This is a genomic window from Dictyobacter formicarum (assembly GCF_016587435.1).
The window spans coordinates 15,438-34,327 of record NZ_BNJJ01000037.1 but is presented as its reverse complement, the minus strand read 5'-3'; the positions used below and the strand labels follow the sequence as shown (position 1 = coordinate 34,327).

The 18,890-nt window shown below is 52.9% G+C and carries 16 protein-coding genes; 9 read left to right on the top strand and 7 right to left on the bottom strand.

Features of this window, described 5'->3' with window-relative positions; translation table 11 throughout:
* Positions 1-36: 36 nt before the first annotated feature.
* Both JMI88_RS36570 and JMI88_RS36565 read right to left on the bottom strand, forming a co-directional pair.
* Positions 37-660: a transposase gene (locus JMI88_RS36570; protein WP_236023221.1), complete on the bottom strand. Its 624-nt coding sequence runs from the start codon at positions 658-660 to the stop codon at positions 37-39.
* The gene (locus JMI88_RS36565) at positions 632-1,168 is read right to left on the bottom strand and encodes a helix-turn-helix domain-containing protein (RefSeq protein WP_236023220.1); all 537 of its coding nucleotides are present in this window, start codon (positions 1,166-1,168) and stop codon (positions 632-634) included. The genes JMI88_RS36570 and JMI88_RS36565 overlap by 29 nt, the downstream gene beginning before the upstream one ends.
* A 75-nt stretch (positions 1,169-1,243) precedes the next feature.
* Between JMI88_RS36565 and JMI88_RS40330 the strand changes: the two genes are divergently transcribed.
* Complete coding sequence (locus JMI88_RS40330; RefSeq protein ID WP_268906056.1) at positions 1,244-1,372, top strand: hypothetical protein; 129 nt, start codon at positions 1,244-1,246, stop codon at positions 1,370-1,372.
* Between the two features lie 592 nt (positions 1,373-1,964).
* Here JMI88_RS40330 and JMI88_RS36560 read toward each other — a convergent pair.
* The 3 genes from JMI88_RS36560 to JMI88_RS41025 form a co-directional block, all read right to left on the bottom strand.
* Positions 1,965-2,690: a VC0807 family protein gene (locus tag JMI88_RS36560; RefSeq protein ID WP_201366998.1), complete on the bottom strand. Its 726-nt coding sequence runs from the start codon at positions 2,688-2,690 to the stop codon at positions 1,965-1,967.
* 249 nt (positions 2,691-2,939) lie between these two features.
* The gene (locus tag JMI88_RS36555; protein WP_201366996.1) at positions 2,940-6,131 is read right to left on the bottom strand and encodes a winged helix-turn-helix domain-containing protein; all 3,192 of its coding nucleotides are present in this window, start codon (positions 6,129-6,131) and stop codon (positions 2,940-2,942) included.
* 22 nt (positions 6,132-6,153) lie between these two features.
* Positions 6,154-6,384 (bottom strand): IS3 family transposase, encoded by a 231-nt coding sequence (locus JMI88_RS41025; RefSeq protein WP_373324001.1) that lies wholly within the window; start codon positions 6,382-6,384, stop codon positions 6,154-6,156.
* Between the two features lie 522 nt (positions 6,385-6,906).
* Between JMI88_RS41025 and JMI88_RS36545 the strand changes: the two genes are divergently transcribed.
* The 8 genes from JMI88_RS36545 to JMI88_RS36510 all read left to right on the top strand — a co-directional run bounded on the left by JMI88_RS36545 (position 6,907) and on the right by JMI88_RS36510 (position 17,309).
* On the top strand, positions 6,907-7,572 hold the full coding sequence (locus JMI88_RS36545; protein ID WP_201366993.1) for a response regulator transcription factor: 666 nt from the start codon (positions 6,907-6,909) through the stop codon (positions 7,570-7,572).
* The gene (locus tag JMI88_RS36540; protein WP_201366991.1) at positions 7,569-8,942 is read left to right on the top strand and encodes a sensor histidine kinase; all 1,374 of its coding nucleotides are present in this window, start codon (positions 7,569-7,571) and stop codon (positions 8,940-8,942) included. The genes JMI88_RS36545 and JMI88_RS36540 overlap by 4 nt, the downstream gene beginning before the upstream one ends.
* Before the next feature lie 161 nt (positions 8,943-9,103).
* Positions 9,104-10,390, top strand: coding sequence for a hypothetical protein (locus JMI88_RS36535; protein ID WP_201366989.1), 1,287 nt, complete (start codon positions 9,104-9,106; stop codon positions 10,388-10,390).
* A gap of 31 nt (positions 10,391-10,421) precedes the next feature.
* Positions 10,422-10,802, top strand: a complete 381-nt coding sequence (locus JMI88_RS36530) for a hypothetical protein (protein WP_201366987.1) — start codon at positions 10,422-10,424, stop codon at positions 10,800-10,802.
* Positions 10,803-10,864: 62 nt separating this feature from the next.
* Positions 10,865-12,199 carry an ABC transporter permease gene (locus JMI88_RS36525; protein WP_201366986.1) on the top strand — a complete coding sequence of 445 codons (1,335 nt, stop codon included), beginning with the start codon at positions 10,865-10,867 and terminating at the stop codon, positions 12,197-12,199.
* A gap of 47 nt (positions 12,200-12,246) precedes the next feature.
* Positions 12,247-13,086, top strand: a complete 840-nt coding sequence (locus tag JMI88_RS36520; protein WP_236023219.1) for an ABC transporter ATP-binding protein — start codon at positions 12,247-12,249, stop codon at positions 13,084-13,086.
* Between the two features lie 42 nt (positions 13,087-13,128).
* Positions 13,129-14,898: a hypothetical protein gene (locus JMI88_RS39885; protein ID WP_236023218.1), complete on the top strand. Its 1,770-nt coding sequence runs from the start codon at positions 13,129-13,131 to the stop codon at positions 14,896-14,898.
* Between the two features lie 512 nt (positions 14,899-15,410).
* A complete protein-coding gene (locus JMI88_RS36510) occupies positions 15,411-17,309 on the top strand; it encodes a hypothetical protein (protein WP_201360255.1) in 1,899 nt (632 codons plus the stop codon).
* Positions 17,310-17,497: 188 nt separating this feature from the next.
* On the opposite strand, the gene JMI88_RS36505 is transcribed toward JMI88_RS36510, so the two are convergent.
* Complete coding sequence (locus JMI88_RS36505) at positions 17,498-17,971, bottom strand: dihydrofolate reductase family protein (RefSeq protein ID WP_201366984.1); 474 nt, start codon at positions 17,969-17,971, stop codon at positions 17,498-17,500.
* A 31-nt stretch (positions 17,972-18,002) separates the two neighbouring features.
* Complete coding sequence (locus JMI88_RS36500; RefSeq protein ID WP_201366982.1) at positions 18,003-18,881, bottom strand: haloalkane dehalogenase; 879 nt, start codon at positions 18,879-18,881, stop codon at positions 18,003-18,005.
* Between the last annotated feature and the right edge of the window lie 9 nt (positions 18,882-18,890).

Below are 18,890 nucleotides of genomic sequence, written 5' to 3'. Positions count from 1 at the left end.
TCCACTGTCAACAAAGTTGCGCTAGTGCTGTGTTCCTTAAATCCTGTAACAAAAGAGACAGCGACGATGTCGAGGCGACTTGGGTGGCCGCCCCCAGACCCAGGGCTTGGCACGAGCATTCAGTTGTGCCGTAGCCACGCTCCTGGCCTGGTCGATCTCGGTCGGATTGGCAAAACTCTGTCCAGCCAGCGCATCACGGCGAAAGAGCCTCCACCAGCCCTCTTGCAGATTGAGCCAGCAAGCTCTTTTGGGAATGAAGATCTGGTGGATGCGGGGATGTTCTGCGAGCCAAGCATTGGTTTCGGCGCTCAGGTGACTGGTCAGGTTATCCGTGATCACGAACAGATCTCCTTTCGGATTGTCAACCTCGATATCGTTCAGCAGAGCAATGTAGCCTTTGGAATTGCGCGAAGCGGCACACCGGGTCAGTTCCTTGCCATCGCGCACGCGTAAGGCTCCATAGATCCAGGTCTTCTCAAGCCCTCGACTGTACTCCAGAGGTGCTTTTATCCGGTGCCCATCCGCTGACCATCCTGGCGCTGGGGGAAAGCTCCGGGGCAGAACGGGCCCTAATTCATCGGTACAGATGGTCGTCGAGCCGTCGGGGGCGCCATGTAGTGGCTGACGACTGCTATCCTTTTGGGACAAAGTTTTTGTCATCACTGCTCCCCCAACTATGGGTACGGCGCCAGCGTACCCCTTCACGCCGGCAAATACGGCGGATCTGGCTGCGTTTGACCTGGATTCCTGCCTCTTTGGCTGCTTGCGCCAGGGCATCCAGACTCCACTGAGCCGCCCCCTGCTCATCGCGCACGTCTAGGCCGCCATCAGAAAGTCGCTCCAATTTACCAGGTGGGGTAGACCGAGCCAGGGCAAGGATCCGACTGTCGTCTTCCGTCGTCAAGCGGCGGGGGCGGCCAGCTTTGGGGCGATCCCCCAACCCTTCAATTCCTTCTGCATCGAAGCGGTGCAGTCTCCGGCGAACGGTCTGTGGGCTACAGTCCAACTCCTTGGCGATTGTCTCTACCCGCGCACTATCCCAACTGCGGGCCACGATCTTCGCATGAAAAATCCAGTCGGCTGGACCATGCCGACTCGCGGCCATTTTGCGGACCCATCGCTCTTCCTTCTCATCATGAGCCGCTCGCGCTCGCAAGATTTTTGCCATCTCTTTGTTCCTTTCCTTGATCGCCCCCTTTCTGATTCTATCACGACTTGAGGAACAGAGCACTAGGGAGGGCATATGGCGCTTATCCAGAACTCTTCATTGAGAGACATCAGTGCGGATGTGAATCGGCAACACGCAGCTCTGAAAGAACTGCAAATCGACAGGGCGTATTTGAGCAGTCATCTGGTGCGCGAGCGTGGCTAGAGTTAGAGGTGTATTGCAAAGCCTGGCTAGTGCGCGAGGACAAACGCTTTCACAAACTGGGGTTTGTCCTTGTGCACTAGTCAGGCAGATCATTCGGTGTCCAGCAGAGCAAAAAGTGTCCTTTGAGCCCGGTGGAATTGTCCATTTCCTAAAGACACTTATGACCAGTTTTCCATGAGAGCTGATGCACCACCAACCTACACGGACGCAGCGGCGGCTTTTATCCTGATGATACTCATCGAGTTGCAAGAGCGTCAGCAGACTCCGTAAAGCCGCGCCCGGCACTGTGAATGGATTGCAGTAGAACACACTCTCGCCTCTATCGAGCGATGGCAAGGCCGCACGCCCTCTATCGGGGTATGCGCAAGAGTCTCTTTGAACTTCGCCGCTGTGCCGTTGTTCATAACCTCCATGTGCTGGCACGTTATTGGTACTTCAAGCTGAGCTTCAGGACACGGCCTGATTACTCTATCGTCTCTCTAAACTTTTCCCCTATAATCTCACCAATATCCTCCATTTTTTGAATAAGTTGACCATACCTGTTGAAGAGAGATCGCCTCCTTTGTCCGATGACCTCTTGTACCTCACTCTGTTACGCGTTTTGTGAAGTGGGATCATTCTGGTGTACGATCAGACTCTGTCGTATCGCCTCGCTTTTTTTACGGCCTTGACGGCTATAAAAAAACGTCCAGGCCGCGAGTACTCCTATAATGCCGTAGATGACGAATGGGGAAACGAGCAGGAATTGTTCGGTGCTCAGGGCGAGGACTAGATAGCTACGTATCGCGGCCTCAAGCAGAAACCCAATGCCCCAGACTGTTGTCATCACGCGCATAGAGGTGCGGAAGCCCCGATACTGCCAAAGTGAATCAAACCAAGGCATATTTTTTGGATGATTGCCTGTTGCGAAGTGACGGGAGAAATAGAACATGAGAGGCCTGGGGAAAAGTAAGGATAGCAAGAATACCAGCCCGAATGCGACGGTAAAAAAAGACTCTCGTATCAGGTAGACTTTGGGGCTACCTCCCAGGAGAACGACGATGAGCGAAGCGGCAATCCCTATCAGGGTGATACCGGCAAGCAAATCAATGCGTTTCCTACGGAGAAGTCCCATGATGCTCTCAAGCAGAGATGGTACGCCCGAAACCACGAGAGCCAGGAGGTCCGAGGTATTGGTATAGTTTTTCAGAAGCACGTAAATGATGAAAGGGAGTGCTCCGTTGATCAGAAGGCTGCTTACTAGGCTCCCTATGGTCGCTGTTCGGCTTGCTTTTTGTGTCGTTTCTGGCTGTGCTTGTAATGACGCCGTAGTTCCCATGATACTTCCTCCTTAAGATATCCCAAAGATATTCCAAGTTCTAAAATACTTTCTTACGAGCATCCTATTCCTTATTCAGAATTCAGAGGCAAATTCTACGTGATTTGTGATAGCCCACAAAACCACGGATGCCAGTATACTCTCATCATGGGCAGCAACCATCCACCAAAAGGAGGGGCGAGAGGTGAATTGCGGGAGGGTCTTTGGCTCGCGGAGAGGCATGAGCGGGTGCCCAGGGAGAGGCGAAAACTAGAGCAGATTGCGTCTGCGGGCCTGAACCAACGCCTGCGTGCGGCTCTTAACCCCCAGTTTGGCATAGATGGCCCTGATGTGGGACTTCACTGTGCTCAATGCTATGACGAGTTGCCGGGCGATCTCTCGATTTGAGCGCCCCTCGCTGATGTGCCGCAGTACTTCACACTCACGCTCGCTCAGTGGCTCAACCAGGGCAGATTGCTCACTTGTTGGCATGCCAATTTGCTGCTCCTGTTTGCAGAGGAGAATCAATCTATCGAGATAGCTAGATGCAGGAGCGGGATTTTCTGTGGTGCGTTGCTTGCGCAGTTCGTCACGTAAGCGATAAAGAAGGATTAGCAAGGGCGCACCTTCGTCTAGAAAAATGCGAAGGTAGCCTCTAGGTCCCGCCAGGCTCAGAGCGCGAGTGATGGCAGAGAGCGCCTGCCCCGCCTCGCCCTGGGACTCCTCGAGCAAGGCGCGCAGGGTAAGCCACTGGATCAGGTTACCCGTTCTCCCTTGCTGCTCTGCTAGCATCTGCTGGCTTTGCAGTACCTGTTTCGCTTCCTGCCAGCGTTGGTAGGTAAGCAACAACTTTACGTAGATCCGGTAATGGTTGTGCTTCAATGAGATGAACTGGCGTAGCACTAATTGATCGCTCTGTTCGGCGAGAGCATATTCTTGCAACCAGGAATAGCCTATGGCATCATCACCTAAATTATGCACCAATAGAGCATATTCGCCCTTCACGGTTGGGAGCACCTCATTCCCCACCCAATTTTGTGAGAGAAAGCCTGCAATCTCTTCAAGGCACAGACGTACGCCTGCTCTATCTCTCCTGATGAATTGGATGCGCGCTAGCCCCAATTGTCCAAGTAGGAAATGGACATCGGGATCAGACTCTGTGAGGAGATCAATCTCTTCGCACGATGCGATGGCCAGCCTGAAATAGTGCTCCGCCGTTTCCAGGTTGTTACGTTCATACTCGTTATTGCCGAGGAAGATGTAAGCAGCACTCTGGGAGAGGAATGCCTTCCCTTTCGCTAATTCAAGAATATCCTGGGAAATGCGCGCCACATCTTGCAACTGGCCCATCATCTCATAGAGCATCACGAGGCGATACCCGGTGCTGGTGATCCAGGTAACGCTGCCATCAGCGATGGCAGAGGCCAGCGCATCTTCCAGGGTAGCAGTAGCTTCGACCAGGTCGCCGCGCAGAATAGAAACCGTGCTCAGGTGTTGTGCGATGCGTGCGCGATGTGCTAGGCCAGCCACACGAACGACCGCACGACGGCACGCCGCTTGGCTAAAAGCCGCTCCATCGGGGCGCTCCATATTCAACACTCCATAGAGAGCCAGCATCTCGGCGATCCAGTTGGCTCGCTGTTCCTCGCCCCAACGCGAGCAAGGATAGAGCACATCAACATGTGCGCTGATTGCCTGCTCCAAGATGGCGGCATCCCCTATCTCCAGGTCGGGTAATGCATGCTGCTGGATATACTCGCGCATCATCTCAGCGACGACAGCGGCATGACCAGCGTACCAGTGCCTCCAGCACTCATAGAGAAAGAGGCGCAGGCGTGAAAAAACTATGGGGCGAGGTAGCATTGCCACCCAATTCATTACCATCTGAACGTTTCCGCGACTGATAAGCTCCACTCCAGCCTCTTCTGCGATACTGGCGATACACTCCCAATCGCCAGCGGAGCGAGCATGAGTGACCGCCTCGACCAGCATTCCTTGCTCTCGATACCAGAGGGAGGCGCGCCGATGCAGTACTGGCACCAGCGTGGCGTCGCTCTGCTGTAAGCGTTGGCGCAGCACATCGGCGAAGATCTGGTGATATCGATACCAGCGGTGAGACTCGTCGAGGGGCACGAGAAAGAGGTTTGCCTGATGGAGCCGGTCCAGGATTCCCTCACTGTCTGGTTGACCACTGACGGCTTCGCAGAGTTTTCCTTCCAGTTGTTCCAGAATGGAGGTACGCACGAGAAATTGCTGCACCTCCTCCGGCAACTGTGCGAGCACCTCCTGTCCAAGATACTCTGCGATATAGCCTCGACTACCATTAATACTGCGCAAAACGTCGGGGTGCTCGCGCTGGTCACGCAGCACAAGCGCCACCAGTTGCAGCCCCGCAGCCCAACCCGCAGTGCGTTCTTCTAAAAGGGCAACCTCGTCGGATGAAAGCGAAATACCTTCATGACGGGCGAAGAAAGCGACTATCTCCTCATTGCGAAAACGCAGATCAATGGTTCGTAACTCTAGCAAGCGATCTTGGACGCGTAGACGTGCAAGCGGCAATGGTGGATCGTTGCGCGTGGAGATGATCAGATGTAGATGCGGCGGCAAATGTTCCAATAGGAAAGTCATGCCTTTATGGATGTCTTTTGAGGAGATCACATGATAATCATCGAGTACCAGCACTGCCTGCCCTGTTTCTTCCTGTCTTACAGGTTCGCTAGCGCCAAGTAGATTAATCAGCAATGTCAGCACTGGCTTGATATCGGGCGTTTGGAGTGAGCGAAGAGCGAGCTGTGCGTGCTCGCCAATGCCGGGATACAGGGTATCTAGAGTGGTAAAGAGATATGACCAGAAGCGAGTGAGGTCGTTATCAGTCTGGTCGAGCGAGAGCCAAGCTGAGGATAGGGAGTTCTGTCGTAGCCAGCTACTCACGAGCGTACTTTTGCCAGATCCAGCTGAGGCACAGATCAACGTAACCGACCTCTCAATTGCCTTTTGCAACTGTGCAAACAGGCAAGTGCGCTCAATGAGATACGGCGGCACAAACGGCATACGCAATTTTGCTGCCAGTATCTGCTCCTCTGCCACACTGCGAGTCAGCCCTGGCTGGGGGCTGGTGGCAGCCTTTTTTTTGATCGTTTGTCCACCATTAAATTGCTTCGCTATCTCCTCGAGCCTCTGCAGCGTCAGAGCTTCGCTTTTACCCAGATACCTCTTTCGCACATGCTTTTGCGTGCGCTGATAAGCATACCAGTACCAGTCGCCTTGCTTGACCTGCTCTCTTCGTGCAGTATAGGCACCATTCTGGCCATGAAAGGCAAACGAGTCCGTTTGCTCCAGCCATGTGTACCATGTTGGTGAATCCAGGTCAAGCATGAGGTCTAACTTTGCCTGACGATCAGACAATGTATATGTCTGATACACGGCGGACCAAGCCAGAATATATGGGGCTGTTTTCGGCATCTCCTTACCCTACTTAATGATGTTACCTAACGTGCTTGTTACCTAACAAGCAGTATATTTGATTTCTGGAAAAGAGACAAGCGTTTGTGGTGTTGACACATCCCTGATCTTGCAGTTCGGCATGAATCCGTGGACTCCCATAGACACCACGGAATGAGACAAATACCTGTTGAATATGAGTGGTAAGGCGAGCATCTTCTCGTGTATGCGGACTTTCCGGTATGCACCAGCTGGTCAACAAAGGTCTCAACATTCTCATAGGTCGGAAATTGCCAGGTCAAACCATCCAGCCAGAAGGTGGTAGTGGAAGCGGCTTCCAGGTTCACCGTGTATCTGCCAGCGAGTGTAGAGGCAGATGAGGCAGGAACACGCTTGGCTTTAACAAGATGCCACGCCACTCCCCTCGGCGGGACAGTCTCCAACCGGGGTGGTTTTGGTCTCAGGTCCCCGCACCGTCAGGGTGATCTTGCCCTGACGTTTGCTCACGACCAGCTCCAGGCGGCTGACGGCAATCGAGAGAAACGGGTGAGCCCCTCACTATGGGTGCGCCAGATCCGTTTAACGGTCGCACACTGTTCATTTGTGTACCAAGTTGACAATACCAAAGCTCTGTATGAGAGACAATACTGCTTGATGGAAGCATACGCAATGGGAGCGAGGTTAGAAATAGGTTAGATTGACATGTTAATATTGTCTGATATAGATCTGATCGCTTGATGTTATCAAAAAAGATAGAGCAGCAATCTATCATATTTATGGACCCTGTGGTGATGCTATGGATATACAATTTTTGGTGGTTGAAGATGACGAAAATATCTGCAATATGGTGAAGAAGTTTTTATTAAGGAAAAACTATCTGGTTGATACCTGTTCCGATGGAAATAAGGCTCTGGAACAGATATATGATAAGCATTATCATCTTATCATCCTGGACATTATGTTACCAGGGATAAGTGGTCAGGAGATATTGAAAGAACTTCGTAAAATTCATGATACTCCAGTCTTGATGATGACAGCTTTAGATGACGACGCTAACCAGCTTCTGGCATTTTCCAATGAAACCGACGACTATGTTACAAAACCCTTTTCCATGCCGATCTTGATGAAACGTGTAGAAGCGTTACTCCGTCGCAGTGGAGTGTTAAAAAAAGAAATTCGTGCAGGGAAACTCACGCTGTATCCAGATGCTTATAAAGTTGATTACGATGGTGAGAGCATACAACTGGCCCCTAAAGAGTTGGATGTCTTATTGCTTTTAGCACAAAACAAGGGGAGAGTCATTTCTCATGAAGTCTTGCTTACAAAAATCTGGGGCTATGATTTTGCCGGCAATGAGGGCATCGTCCATGCCAACATAAAAAAGCTACGCAATAAGCTCCCTGTTAATATCATCAAGACAATTAAAGGCGTGGGTTATTGTCTGGAGGAGAATGAGATTTGAAAAAGAGAGGTCTTGGAATATTTGGAAAGGTTTTCCTCTATACATTGCTTTTTCTTACTATCTCTACTACTATTACTGCCGTTTTTTTTGCCGGTCAATTTATGACGGCATATGAAACGGATCAAAAACAACAATTGATAGATAGTTATCTGCCTCTGACACATGAAATCGAGGGTAAATCCACATATGAGATCAAAGAGATTGCCAGGGACTTTCATGAGAAGAATGCTTCTTTTGAATTTTCTGTACAAACAAATAAAGGAGAAATAATATACGAAACTTCGGCCTTTTCGTCAGCCTCAATGGTCAATGGTACATCTGATAAATTTTTTAATTTTGTTGTGCCTTTACCTCATAATATGATTCTTTACATGGCTAATCCATCTTCAAGTTTCGCCCTGTATACAGGGCTTTTTACAAAAGCCGCAATCGCCCTTTTTATATTGCTGATTGTGAGTATAATTGCAACCGCTATATTTGCCAGCCGAATAGTAAATCCAATTAAGCGATTGGCCTTAGATGCCAGAAAGATGTCCAATTTAGAATTCAATGCCAAATTTACATCTGTGCCTTTTACCCGCAGTGATGAAATCGGGGAATTGTCAGGCAACATTTATAAAATGTATGAAGCGCTAAAGACAACGATCTCCAAGCTAGAAATCGAAATAGAACATGAAAAGGAGATGGAAGAAAATCAACGCTATTTCTTTTCAGCCGCTTCCCATGAATTAAAAACGCCTATGGCCGCCGTCACAGCCATGTTAGAGGGAATGTTAGAGAATGTTGTCGATTATCATGAATATCCGCACTATCTCCGTCAATGCCTGAAAATGATGGCTATGCACAATAAGCTTATATCAGAGATATTGGAGATAGTTCGCTTAACTGACGGCAAAATACAGGTACATTATGAGGATGTCCGACTCAATAGCGTTGTTGCATCTGTATTAACCAGTTTTCAGGCACTGATTGAAGCGGATGAACAGAACATTATTGTTACTATCCCCAATGGATTATTGTGCCGCGTCGATATTCATGTACTAAACCGTATCCTTTCAAATATATTTATGAACGCTGTCCAGAACACTCCCAAACATGGCGAGATCCATATATGGAGTGAGGTACAGGATGAAAATACTACCCGACTTTGCATTTTAAATACGGATGCGCATATTGACGGAGAGCTTATATCAAAGTTATTTGAACCTTTTTATCGTATGGATCGCGCTCGCAGCAAAAATCAAGGGCGCAGTGGGTTGGGACTAACCATTGTAAAAAAAACGTTAGATCGCATGGGGATTCCATTTTCACTAGAAAATACTGATGCCGGTGTGTTGTTCTGGCTCCATTTACCTCTTGCGAAAAATTAATCTTACTTCGCTGGACAAGAAAGACCAAAAAAGAATATCTCACACTGGTCTTTCTTATTTTTTATTTTCCTCTGGTCAGATACAGGTTAGATTGCTCTGCTATTCTATGATCGAACTAGATGGTTCAAAACCAGTGTAAATGAAATCGGGAGAAAACATACATGTATATCCTACAAAAAGCAAAAGAGATGCCATATGCAAAAAAAGGCAGAAAAATTTTATTATGCGTAATTAGTTTTGCCATAATTACCGTAATAGTCACTGTATTCATCGTCAACAGTAATATGTCTGTTGAGCCTAACAGGGTTATCGGGCAGGACGGGGCACGGCCTATAACTGCGACGGAAGCGATATTGAAAGCTTTTGACAAGCATCAGCTTGTTGCTCTTGGTGATGTTCATGGACTTGACCAGGAACGAGCATTTATTATCTCGCTCATAAAAAATCCTCAATTTACTGATATTGTGCAGACCATTGTTATTGAGACTGGGAACGCAAAATATCAAGCCCTGGTTGATGACTATATTAATGGCAAAGACGCCAATAAGGAAGAGCTAAGTAAGGTCTGGCGTGACCTGACGGTTTCAGGCATGGGGCCCACGGATACCATGTCAGATGAAGAATTGTTTGAAACCGTACGGTTAGTGAACCAGAAACTAGTACCGGCAAAAAGACTCCATATCTATCTTGGTGATCCCCCGGTTGATTGGAATGATGTGCGGACAAAAGCAGATATAGATAAATTGTTATCGCAAAGAGATAGTTATTTTGCCGGTGTTGTCGAAAAGCAGATTTATGCAAAGGGAGTCAAAGGCCTGATAATTGCTGGTAGTGAGCATTTGCGACGCAGTACCGGAGTGAGTTCGGCTATGAAAGAAGCTCCAATTAACAATGTCAGAGCACCGATGCCCGGTAAGCAGGAAGGGCCTGTTGGTACGACCCCGAGCAATTCAGACCCCAAAACACCGCAACCGATACAGGCCAATATGAAAACGATGCTACAAATCGTCGAGGAGAAGCACTCGGGCACCACGTATGTCGTATTAGTTCATACTGGATTTGGCAGCAAGAATAACGAACTGGAACCGAAACTCAAATCATGGACAGTGCCCTCAATTATGTCTATAAAGGGAACCTGGATAGGTGAGTTGGATAGTAGTTATGACTCGTTGAGCAGTGCCATGTTTGGAACAGGTGGCAAGTCTGCAAATCCACTCTCTGGTAGAAAGAAGGAGGCGGATATAGATGGTTATTTATATCTCGGGCCTGTCGCATCTTTTACTATAACTCAGCCATCGCCTGAGTTATATAAAGATAATAGCTATTTTAATGAATTGAACCGCAGGCATATGTTGACGATGGGAACACCTCTGGATCGTCAGGATTTATTAAAAGAAAAATCAACGAACTATCTTAAAAATTATCAAAGTAGCAGAGCCAATCCATAACCCTTGTGGCTCCGATCTGGGAGCAACTACTATGCTTACCCAGCTCGCCGCAGTTCCTGAAGTGCGAGCCGCGGCCCTGTTCAATCCAACCGGAGCAGTTGCTGCCTGGAAAGGAGCAGAGACGCTGGAGAACTTGCGGCCCTCTTCCAAGAGCAGGAAGGAATTTACGAGGCAAAAGGAAGAGACAGGAACGCACGAGCAGAAGTTTTTCTCGACGTTCTATCCAACGCAGCGACCCTCTAAAACAGGAATTGCGCGCGAACCGACCAATCCTCCCATCCCGACTTATGGTGCAGGCTGGAGGCTGGTTGTCCTCCTCGAAGGTGAGGCTGCTCGTAAAGGACTGGAACAGCTACGCCAGCATCTCGAAAGGGACTGGCAGGAGTTTGTAGGCCTGCTCAGCCAGGAATGAGGGATGCAAGAAGTAATAAACGATTTTTAATCCAAAATTTATAAAAGGTAAAAGGAGTACATATGCATATTGTTCCCCCGAGTATGAAAAATATCTTACCGAGTTCGGGTAGGTTCATTCTGCTCGTGACGCTGCTGGGAATGAGCCTGATGTTTGTCGCGGCTATGTTGAGTTTAAGCAACAATTCGCAGCAGGAACTTGCCCTGGTGCATAAACAGGTTGGCACAAAGATCACCATTAGCTATGCCACACCTGATGCCGGTTCCGCTCAGCAAAGCAATACGGGCCCAAATGGGCCAGGCTCCTTTGGCAACCCTCCCAAACCGATTCCGAACACGATTGTTACAACAGTCAAACACACACAGGGAGTTGTGGATGTGCAGCAGAGCCTGGTACGTTCTGACACAGACGCGAACGTCCAAGGCACTCTTATCACGGCTCCAAATGGACAACGGATCAACGCCCCCGTCTCGGTGACAGGTATCGCGAGCGACGCCACCACCTTCACCATCATGCAAGGCATTACCCCGACGCTGGTTGGGGGGCGTCATTTTCGGAACAGCGATGCCGGTGGCGCAGTAGCCATGATGAGTCAGGCGCTGGCCCAGACCAACCAGCTTCATATTGGGTCCACGTTCACCCTCAACGGAACCACGCTGACGCTGATCGGTTTATATACGACGTCGAATGAACTGGCGGATAGCTCGATGGTGCTTCCACTGGAAACAATGCAGCGGGTCTTCCATGTCGGCGGCGTTGACTCGCTCACAGCGACCGCTGCGAGCTATGAGCAGGCCGATGATGTAGCAGCACGGTTACGTAGCACACTGGGTCAGTCCTTCACGATAGTCACCGAAACCGCGCAATACCGCACTGTTTTTGATGCGCTTCGTCTGGCTCAGCAGAGTATTCGTGTAACGCTGATCGCTTCATTCATTATTGCTGCAGCTGTGATCGTTTTCGCGGTGCTGATGCTGGTGCGTGAACGCACGGCAGAAATCGCCGTCCTGAAAACGATTGGCGCTTCACACTGGCAAGTGGTCAGGCAGTTCTGGATAGAGATTCTGGTCATGAGTACGCTGGCGGCGTTCCTGGCCGTGCTGCTCCTGCTGCTGCTTGGGCCTTTTGTCACACACCTGTTCGATATTGACGCCTCTTCACTGGCGGCGAGTAGTACGCAACCGGCCGGGGCAATTTTTATGCAGACGGTTGGCGGTCCGGGCGTGACAACGGCAGCCAATCCGCTCAGCAGCGTCCACCTGGAGGCGGCGACCCTCAATGCTCAGTCCTTGTCAGTCATTATCGGAGTGGGCATGGGACTAGCGCTGCTCACAAGCCTGATTCCAACCTGGTCGGTCTCCCATATCAAACCGGCGATTGTCTTGAGAAAAGGGTAGACCAGGCGCAACAAACAGTTTTGAAAGAAAGGTAGTTGATCTCTGATATGGATGCAGAACTTTTTCCTCTGGAGCAAGCACCAGAGCGGGCGGGCTCCCTGTTGTCACCCGAAATGGCAGGAGAACAGACCAACCCAGTTCGCCCAGCGGTGACAGTGGAAGCGTTGAACCTGAGTAAAACCTTCCTCCTGGGCGGCGAGGTCATCCGCGCAGTTGATCATGTCAGCTTTGCTTTTACCGAAGGTCAGTTTGTGGCCATTCTGGGCCCCAGCGGGAGCGGGAAATCTACGCTGCTCTATCTATTGGGAGGCCTGGATAAGCCGAGCTCGGGAGCGTTGAACATGGACGGGGTGGATGTGACACGGCTTGGAGGCAACCAGGAACACCGCTTTAGAAGGCAAAAGCTGGGCTTTGTGTTTCAAGCGTTCCACCTGATCCCCAGGCTGACCGCGCTCGAAAATGTCATGCTTCCTATGGAGTTGAAAGGAGGCATGACGAGCAGTGCTCGCCACGAACGAGCCAGTGATCTTCTCAAGCAGGTAGGGCTGAACGAGAATCGGCATCACCATAAGCCAGGCAGGCTTTCTGGTGGACAGCAGCAACGCGTCGCGATTGCGCGTGCCATTGCGAACGATCCCCGTGTCATCCTGGCCGACGAACCAACCGGCAACGTCGACGCACACACCGGCAGGATGATCATCCGGTTATTGAAGCAGTTGGCTGAGCAAGGAAGAACGGTGATCGTTGTGACACACGACTCCAGTGTTGCTGGCGTTGCAGATGTGCGACTGCAACTGGAGAATGGACAGATCACGCTGATGGAGAACTATGTTCCCCCGGTCCTCAACACGCCAGTGCAACACAAGAAAAAAGGCCGCAAGCGCTAAAAACGGCTCAACCAGCCTGATGGCTCAGCCATAGCTGAGCAGGTGCACTTTGCCCGTCGCTGCTTCGGCCGCTACGACGTGATCGACTTTCTCGCCGTGCTTGGGGGGGATGCGATAAGTGGGGAGCGCACCCTTGAAACCTTTTACGCACGGCTTTCACCCTGGGCTGGTCCTTTCATGGCGCTCTTCGGGCGTGAACGGCTCTCTGCACGTTTAACGCTCTCGCACTTTTTGGCTGCACTCTCCCCTGAGCCTGTCGACGCTCTGCGCACACTCTTCCTCTCGGATCAATTGGCTCGTCCGCTGGATACACAGGAGCATCTGGCCGGCTTATGGGATCGGCAAGCAACCCGCTGGATCGTCTTCGATATTGCTGGCACGCGGGAAGCGGCCCGTCAACGAGCCTTACCCAGGACTCAGAACTCGCCTCTCGCTCATCGCCGATTGCGTCCACTGTGTGCTCCAGGATACACGGGACGCAAACGAGGAGAAGTCGCACGCAGCCGTACCACCGTGCTGCAAGCCCACACCCATCAATGGCTCGCGACGTTTGGAAACCCAGGCAATGGAGAGTATCGAGGCGAACTGCGCCGAGCTGTGGCGAGCATTGAATGCTTCTGCCGTGCCCATGATCTTACCGAGGAACACATGTTTCTGCGACTTGATGGCCAATATGGTACGGGGGCAGTGCTCGCTGATCTGGGTGGCTTCTCCTACGTGATGCGAGGCCAAGACTATCACTTACTGGATCGAGACGACGTTCAGATCCGCCTGCATTTGCCCCCCGATCAGCCGTTTTCTCGCCCCGAAAGCCACCTGGTGCGTACCCTCTACGACTGCCCCAACGTCGCAGTGGGACCAGCGCAACAGGGCTGCCAGATCGTGGTGGCTACCCATCCCGCAAGCCAGCGCGAGCCTGGAGTCGGGGTTGAACGCCAGGGCGTGGTCTATGAACGGTTCCTGACGAATTTGCCACAAACCGCCTTCACCGGTGCGGATGTCGTGGCACTTTACCTCCATCGCGGAGCCTTCGAGAATGCTCTGGCTGATGAAGATGCTGAGCAAGATCCTGATCGCTGGTGGAGTCATACGGCTGCTGGTCAGGAATGCTGGCAGATTCTTTCACAATGGGTCTGGAACGTGCGCCTGGAGTTGGGCCATCACCTTCAGCCTGAGCCGCTACGCACCACTGAGTTTGCTCCTGCCATGGTACCTGCTCTTCCACAGATGCCTTCCTCCTCTGGGTCTGCTCCCCCTCAAGTGGGCTCGTTTTGGAAAACGGGCCATTTCTGGGGAGCAGACTTTCTCCTCCAACCCGATGGGACACTTCGTTGCCCTGCTCACCATACGTTGCTGGCAAACGAGCGACGTCGCGAAGCCGATGGAAGCTTGCGTGTGGTCTATGCCGCCAGCATTCGCAGTTGTCGCCCTTGTCCTCTGCGAGAGCAGTGTCAATGGTTGGGCAGAGCTACCACGAAGCCGCGCCAGGTCAGCGTGCTCCTGCATCCTCTGGTCGTTGGATCGGCCCCGCTCCTCTGGCGTGATTGGAGTCGCAGACGTCATCGGCGAGCGTGCAGAGACCTCCTGCGCCATCAACGGGTGGAGGTGCTGGTGGAAGTGGCTCGATCACCTGGTTCGGCCTTGTCGGAGCCGATCCCGATCCTTTCTCGGGCAGAGCGAGCCCATACTCGGCTCTCGTGGGAAGACAGGCTCGCACGCAATGAGAAGACCTTGACCTCTGGTCGCGTGTCCCTCACCCTCTTTGGCGTTCCTGCATCCTTTGCGACCTGGTTGGGTCTGGCGACGCTGTAACCCCGCTTCCGTGCCATATCGTTTGGCTTGCTTCTCGGAACACCTGTTGCTCCGAGCACTTCTTGCTGCCTGTTTGCTCTCGCTGGTCTCTCGTGGCGTTTCTCTTTGACCCATATTCCTCGGTGACGACCGGTTCTCGTGTGCATATGGTCCAGTTTCAAGCGAGTGGCATCCCTTCCCCAACGGATAGCTCTTCTACAATCTCGTTGCGCAACTCGTGGGAATATAGAGCCTCTCCACCATCATAGCCTACCAAAGGCCCATAAAACTACTCCAATCTTGCGCAAACACAATAGGCAGTCCCCAAGGTCGCATCTCGCGAAGCCTTGGGGACTGCATTAACATCAACTGGCTTTATAATGCGTAGCGTAGTTGGATGACGCCACCACCGAGGGGCTTGCAATCCCACGAGTTGCGCAACGAGCTAAGCCCAAGTAGCGCTCACCCCGAAAAATGTGCCTCCCTACGAAAGGAAATGGAAAAAACAACTCGCCTTTCCGTAAGGAGGACTCATGACCAGTATCGCGTATTCTTCGATCAACATCCAGTCCTGTGCTCAATCGGCTCCAGCGCAGCCCTGTTGGTTCGGCGAACTCACCGTGATCGTGCATCACATGCAGCGTCACGGCGTGCTTGCCGCCATTGAAGAGCAGGTGCGCTTTGCGCGTCGGCGTTTCGGCCACTACGACGTGATTGATTTTGTCGCCGTGCTCTTTGGCTACGCCATCAGCGGTGAGCGCACCCTCGAAGCCTTTTACGAACAGATGACTCCCTGGGCCAGCCCCTTCATGGCGCTCTTCGGGCGCGATCGCCTGCCTGCTCGTTCGACCCTGAGTCGCTTTCTCGCCTCCCTCGACCAGGCTCCCGTTGAAGCTTTGCGCACCCAGTTCCTCGCTGATCTGCTGGCTCGCCCTCTGACCAGCGAAGAACTGCCAGGTGGGTTGTGGGACCGGCAAGGGGACCATCTGCTGGTCTTTGATGTGGATGGCACCCGAGAGGCGGCTCGCCAACGAGCCTTGCCGCAGACGGCGGATCGGCCCGCCCCAGTCCGACGACTCCAGCAGCTCTGTGCACCAGGCTACACGGGACGCAAGCGGGGGGAAGTGGTCCGCAGCCGAACGACCATCCTGCAAGCCCATACCCATCACTGGTTGGCCAGCTTTGGCAACCCGGGCAATGGCCAGTACCGTCTCGAGTTGCGTCGGGCGCTGACGGCCATCGAGACCTATGCTCAGGCGATCCATCTGCCTCCTTCACGCCTGCTCGTGCGCCTTGACGGTCAATATGGCACCAGAGCGGTCCTCACTGATCTGGGAGAGATGCGCTACGTCACACGTGGCAAAGACTATCACCTCCTGGATCAAGCCGAGATCCAGGCACGCCTTTGCCTGCCCCCCGATCAGCCGTTCACGCTGCCAGAAAGCGGGATGGTGCGCACGCTCTACGATTGCCCAAATCTGCCCCTGGACGGCGGCGGGAAGCGCTACCGGATCATTGTGGCCACCCACCCGGCAGGCACCACGAAAAGTCGGATTGGCATCACCCGTGATGGCGTGGTCTACGAGCTCTTCTTCACCAATCTGGCACCGACAGCTTTCACGGCGGCAGATGTCATGGCGCTCTATCTGCATCGTGGTTCCTTTGAGCCAGCCCTGTGGGATGAAGATCTCGAGCAGGACCCTGATCGTTGGTGTAGCCATGCCCCCTGGGGGCAAGAAGCCTGGCAAATCATCAGTCAATGGATCTGGAATCTGCGTCTGGAACTGGGTCAGCAGTTGCTTGCCGAGCCGGTCCGCACCACGGAGTTTGCGCCAGCCCACCAGGAGCAGGCGCCTGGTTCTGCTTCCGGCTATGCTCCCGCCACCGCCGCCTCGTCCTGGAAAGCGGGTCGTTTCTCAGGCAAGGACTTTGCGCGCCAGCCCGATGGGACCTTACGTTGTCCTGCGGGAGCGTCACTGGTGCTGCAAGAACGGCGCCCGGAGGCCAATGGGAGTCTGCGCCTGGTCTATGGAGCCAGTATTCGCAATTGTCGTCCCTGCCCGTTGCGAGAGCAGTGTCAGTGGGAGGGACATGCCACCGCGAAGCCGCGCCAGGTGAGTCTCCTGTTGCATCCCCGGGCGATCGGCGAAGAGCCGCTGCTGTGGCGGGATTGGAGTCGCAGGCGCTCGCGTCGAGCCTGCATCCAGTTGGTCCGTTATCAACGCCTGGATGTGGCGGTTCATCCTGCGCTTGTGCCTCCCTGCGACGCATCGTCGGGTGTGCTTTCTCGCGCCCAACGGGCGCATATGCGGCTGACCTTTCACGAACGGCGGGCTCGCAATGAACGGACCCCAACTGCGGCACTGGTGAGGATCACGCTCTTCGGCATTCCCGAGGCCTTTGCTGCGTTTCTCGGTCTTGAGAGCATGTAACGTTCGATCTCTGTCACCACGATGCTGTGCGTTCTCGGCGGAACGGCCAAGCATTCCGTGTGGAATTCCTGTGGCCTTTTTTCCTGGTTTCCCCGCTTTCACACTTCTTTTCGGTCATTTTTCTGCCAGGAAGCGTCATCTCCTCTCGGCTTTTATCTCATCTACGAGTGATAAACTCTTCTACAGGCTCATTGCGCAACTCGTGGGCAATCCAACAACTGCACATCCTGGTACTGATAGTCACCTGTGTCTAGCAAGAGATTGAGACCTTTCCCCTCCATTACAGGGGCGACGTTGAAGATGACTTCGTCAACAAGTCCCTGACCGAGAAAAGCATTGTGCAGGTCGGCTCCTCCTGAAAGCAGGGCTGTGGTATGGCCTTTCTCTTGCAGATAGTTGAGGGCCTCCTGGGGTGATCCTGCGACCTTGACGCCGGGAATGTCTTTGACGCTCTGAGAAACGACGACAATGTCAACTTCACCAAAAGGATTTCCCCCGCTTGCCTGCATACCCTCGAAGGTGCGGCGTCCAACGATGAAGTTACCCACAGCCTTCGCCTGAGTTGCAAAATCGCCCAGGGCCTCCTCTTTGGGTGGATGCTCAGGACTGGACTGGGCATAGTTTCCGTTAGCGGTCAAAGTTGCCCAAAGAATGGTTTTCATGAAAAATCTCCTATATTCCATATATGTAAGTTTAGTTCAGCTTTTGTAGCCAGGAGGCGATGGCCTGCCCGATCTCATCGGGCGAGTCCTCCTGGGGAGTGTGGTGCCCGCGCACGCGCACCTCGCTTTGAGCGGGCCAGGTGCGGTTGAACGCGGCCTGGTCCGGATCTTGCGTGCCTGGAACGGACTGAATAAGTAGTTTGGGAACGAGGCTTTGGGAGAGCCACTCGCCAGAGGCGGTGACGATCTCGGCGACATCGGCTGGCTCGCCCTCAATTGGAAGCTGGCGAGGCCAGGTGAGCGTGGGGCGGCGCGCCTCGCCCGGCTCCACAAAGGGACGGCGATACTCGTTCATCTCTTCCTCTGACAGCTTGCGCAGGACGGTCGCAGGCAGGTTGAACTCGATGAAGGAGTTCTGCTCCAGCACCATCTGCTCGCCTGCTGAACCTCGTAAAGCCTGGAAGCGGGGGCGGACGATCTCTGGCGTCTGACTCCATGTGGAGGTCCCGATAACCGCTTCCATATAGGCGATGCCGCGCACGGCCTCCGGGTGGCGACGCGCCCAGTCAAAGGCCAGGGCCGCGCCCCAGTCATGTCCAACCAGGGTGACGCGTTCGCGTACATCCAGCGCTTCAAGCAGGGCATCGAGGTAGCGGCGATGCTCGACGAAGGTATAGGAAGCGGGGCCGCTCTCGGGCAGCTTCTGCGAATCGCCCATGCCGATGAGGTCTGGAGCGATAACGCGCCCCAACCCCTGCACATGGGGAATAATATTACGCCAGGCGTAGGAAGAGGTGGGGTTGCCATGAAGGAAGACAATGGGATCTCCCCGACCCTCCTCTATGTATGCCATCTCTAATCCTAAAACCTGCTGCCGCTTTTTTTGATAGGGAAATGCTGCGCTTATCATGCTGTTCTC

Coding starts and splice junctions, on each gene's coding strand:
- JMI88_RS36570 (WP_236023221.1), bottom strand. CDS start 660: ATGACAAAAACTTTGTCCCAAAAGGATAGCAGTCGTCAGCCACTACAT.
- JMI88_RS36565 (WP_236023220.1), bottom strand. CDS start 1,168: ATGGCAAAAATCTTGCGAGCGCGAGCGGCTCATGATGAGAAGGAAGAG.
- JMI88_RS40330 (WP_268906056.1), top strand. CDS start 1,244: ATGGCGCTTATCCAGAACTCTTCATTGAGAGACATCAGTGCGGATGTG.
- JMI88_RS36560 (WP_201366998.1), bottom strand. CDS start 2,690: ATGGGAACTACGGCGTCATTACAAGCACAGCCAGAAACGACACAAAAA.
- JMI88_RS36555 (WP_201366996.1), bottom strand. CDS start 6,131: ATGCCGAAAACAGCCCCATATATTCTGGCTTGGTCCGCCGTGTATCAG.
- JMI88_RS41025 (WP_373324001.1), bottom strand. CDS start 6,384: ATGTTGAGACCTTTGTTGACCAGCTGGTGCATACCGGAAAGTCCGCAT.
- JMI88_RS36545 (WP_201366993.1), top strand. CDS start 6,907: ATGGATATACAATTTTTGGTGGTTGAAGATGACGAAAATATCTGCAAT.
- JMI88_RS36535 (WP_201366989.1), top strand. CDS start 9,104: ATGTATATCCTACAAAAAGCAAAAGAGATGCCATATGCAAAAAAAGGC.
- JMI88_RS36530 (WP_201366987.1), top strand. CDS start 10,422: ATGCTTACCCAGCTCGCCGCAGTTCCTGAAGTGCGAGCCGCGGCCCTG.
- JMI88_RS36525 (WP_201366986.1), top strand. CDS start 10,865: ATGCATATTGTTCCCCCGAGTATGAAAAATATCTTACCGAGTTCGGGT.
- JMI88_RS36520 (WP_236023219.1), top strand. CDS start 12,247: ATGGATGCAGAACTTTTTCCTCTGGAGCAAGCACCAGAGCGGGCGGGC.
- JMI88_RS36510 (WP_201360255.1), top strand. CDS start 15,411: ATGACCAGTATCGCGTATTCTTCGATCAACATCCAGTCCTGTGCTCAA.
- JMI88_RS36505 (WP_201366984.1), bottom strand. CDS start 17,971: ATGAAAACCATTCTTTGGGCAACTTTGACCGCTAACGGAAACTATGCC.
- JMI88_RS36500 (WP_201366982.1), bottom strand. CDS start 18,881: ATGATAAGCGCAGCATTTCCCTATCAAAAAAAGCGGCAGCAGGTTTTA.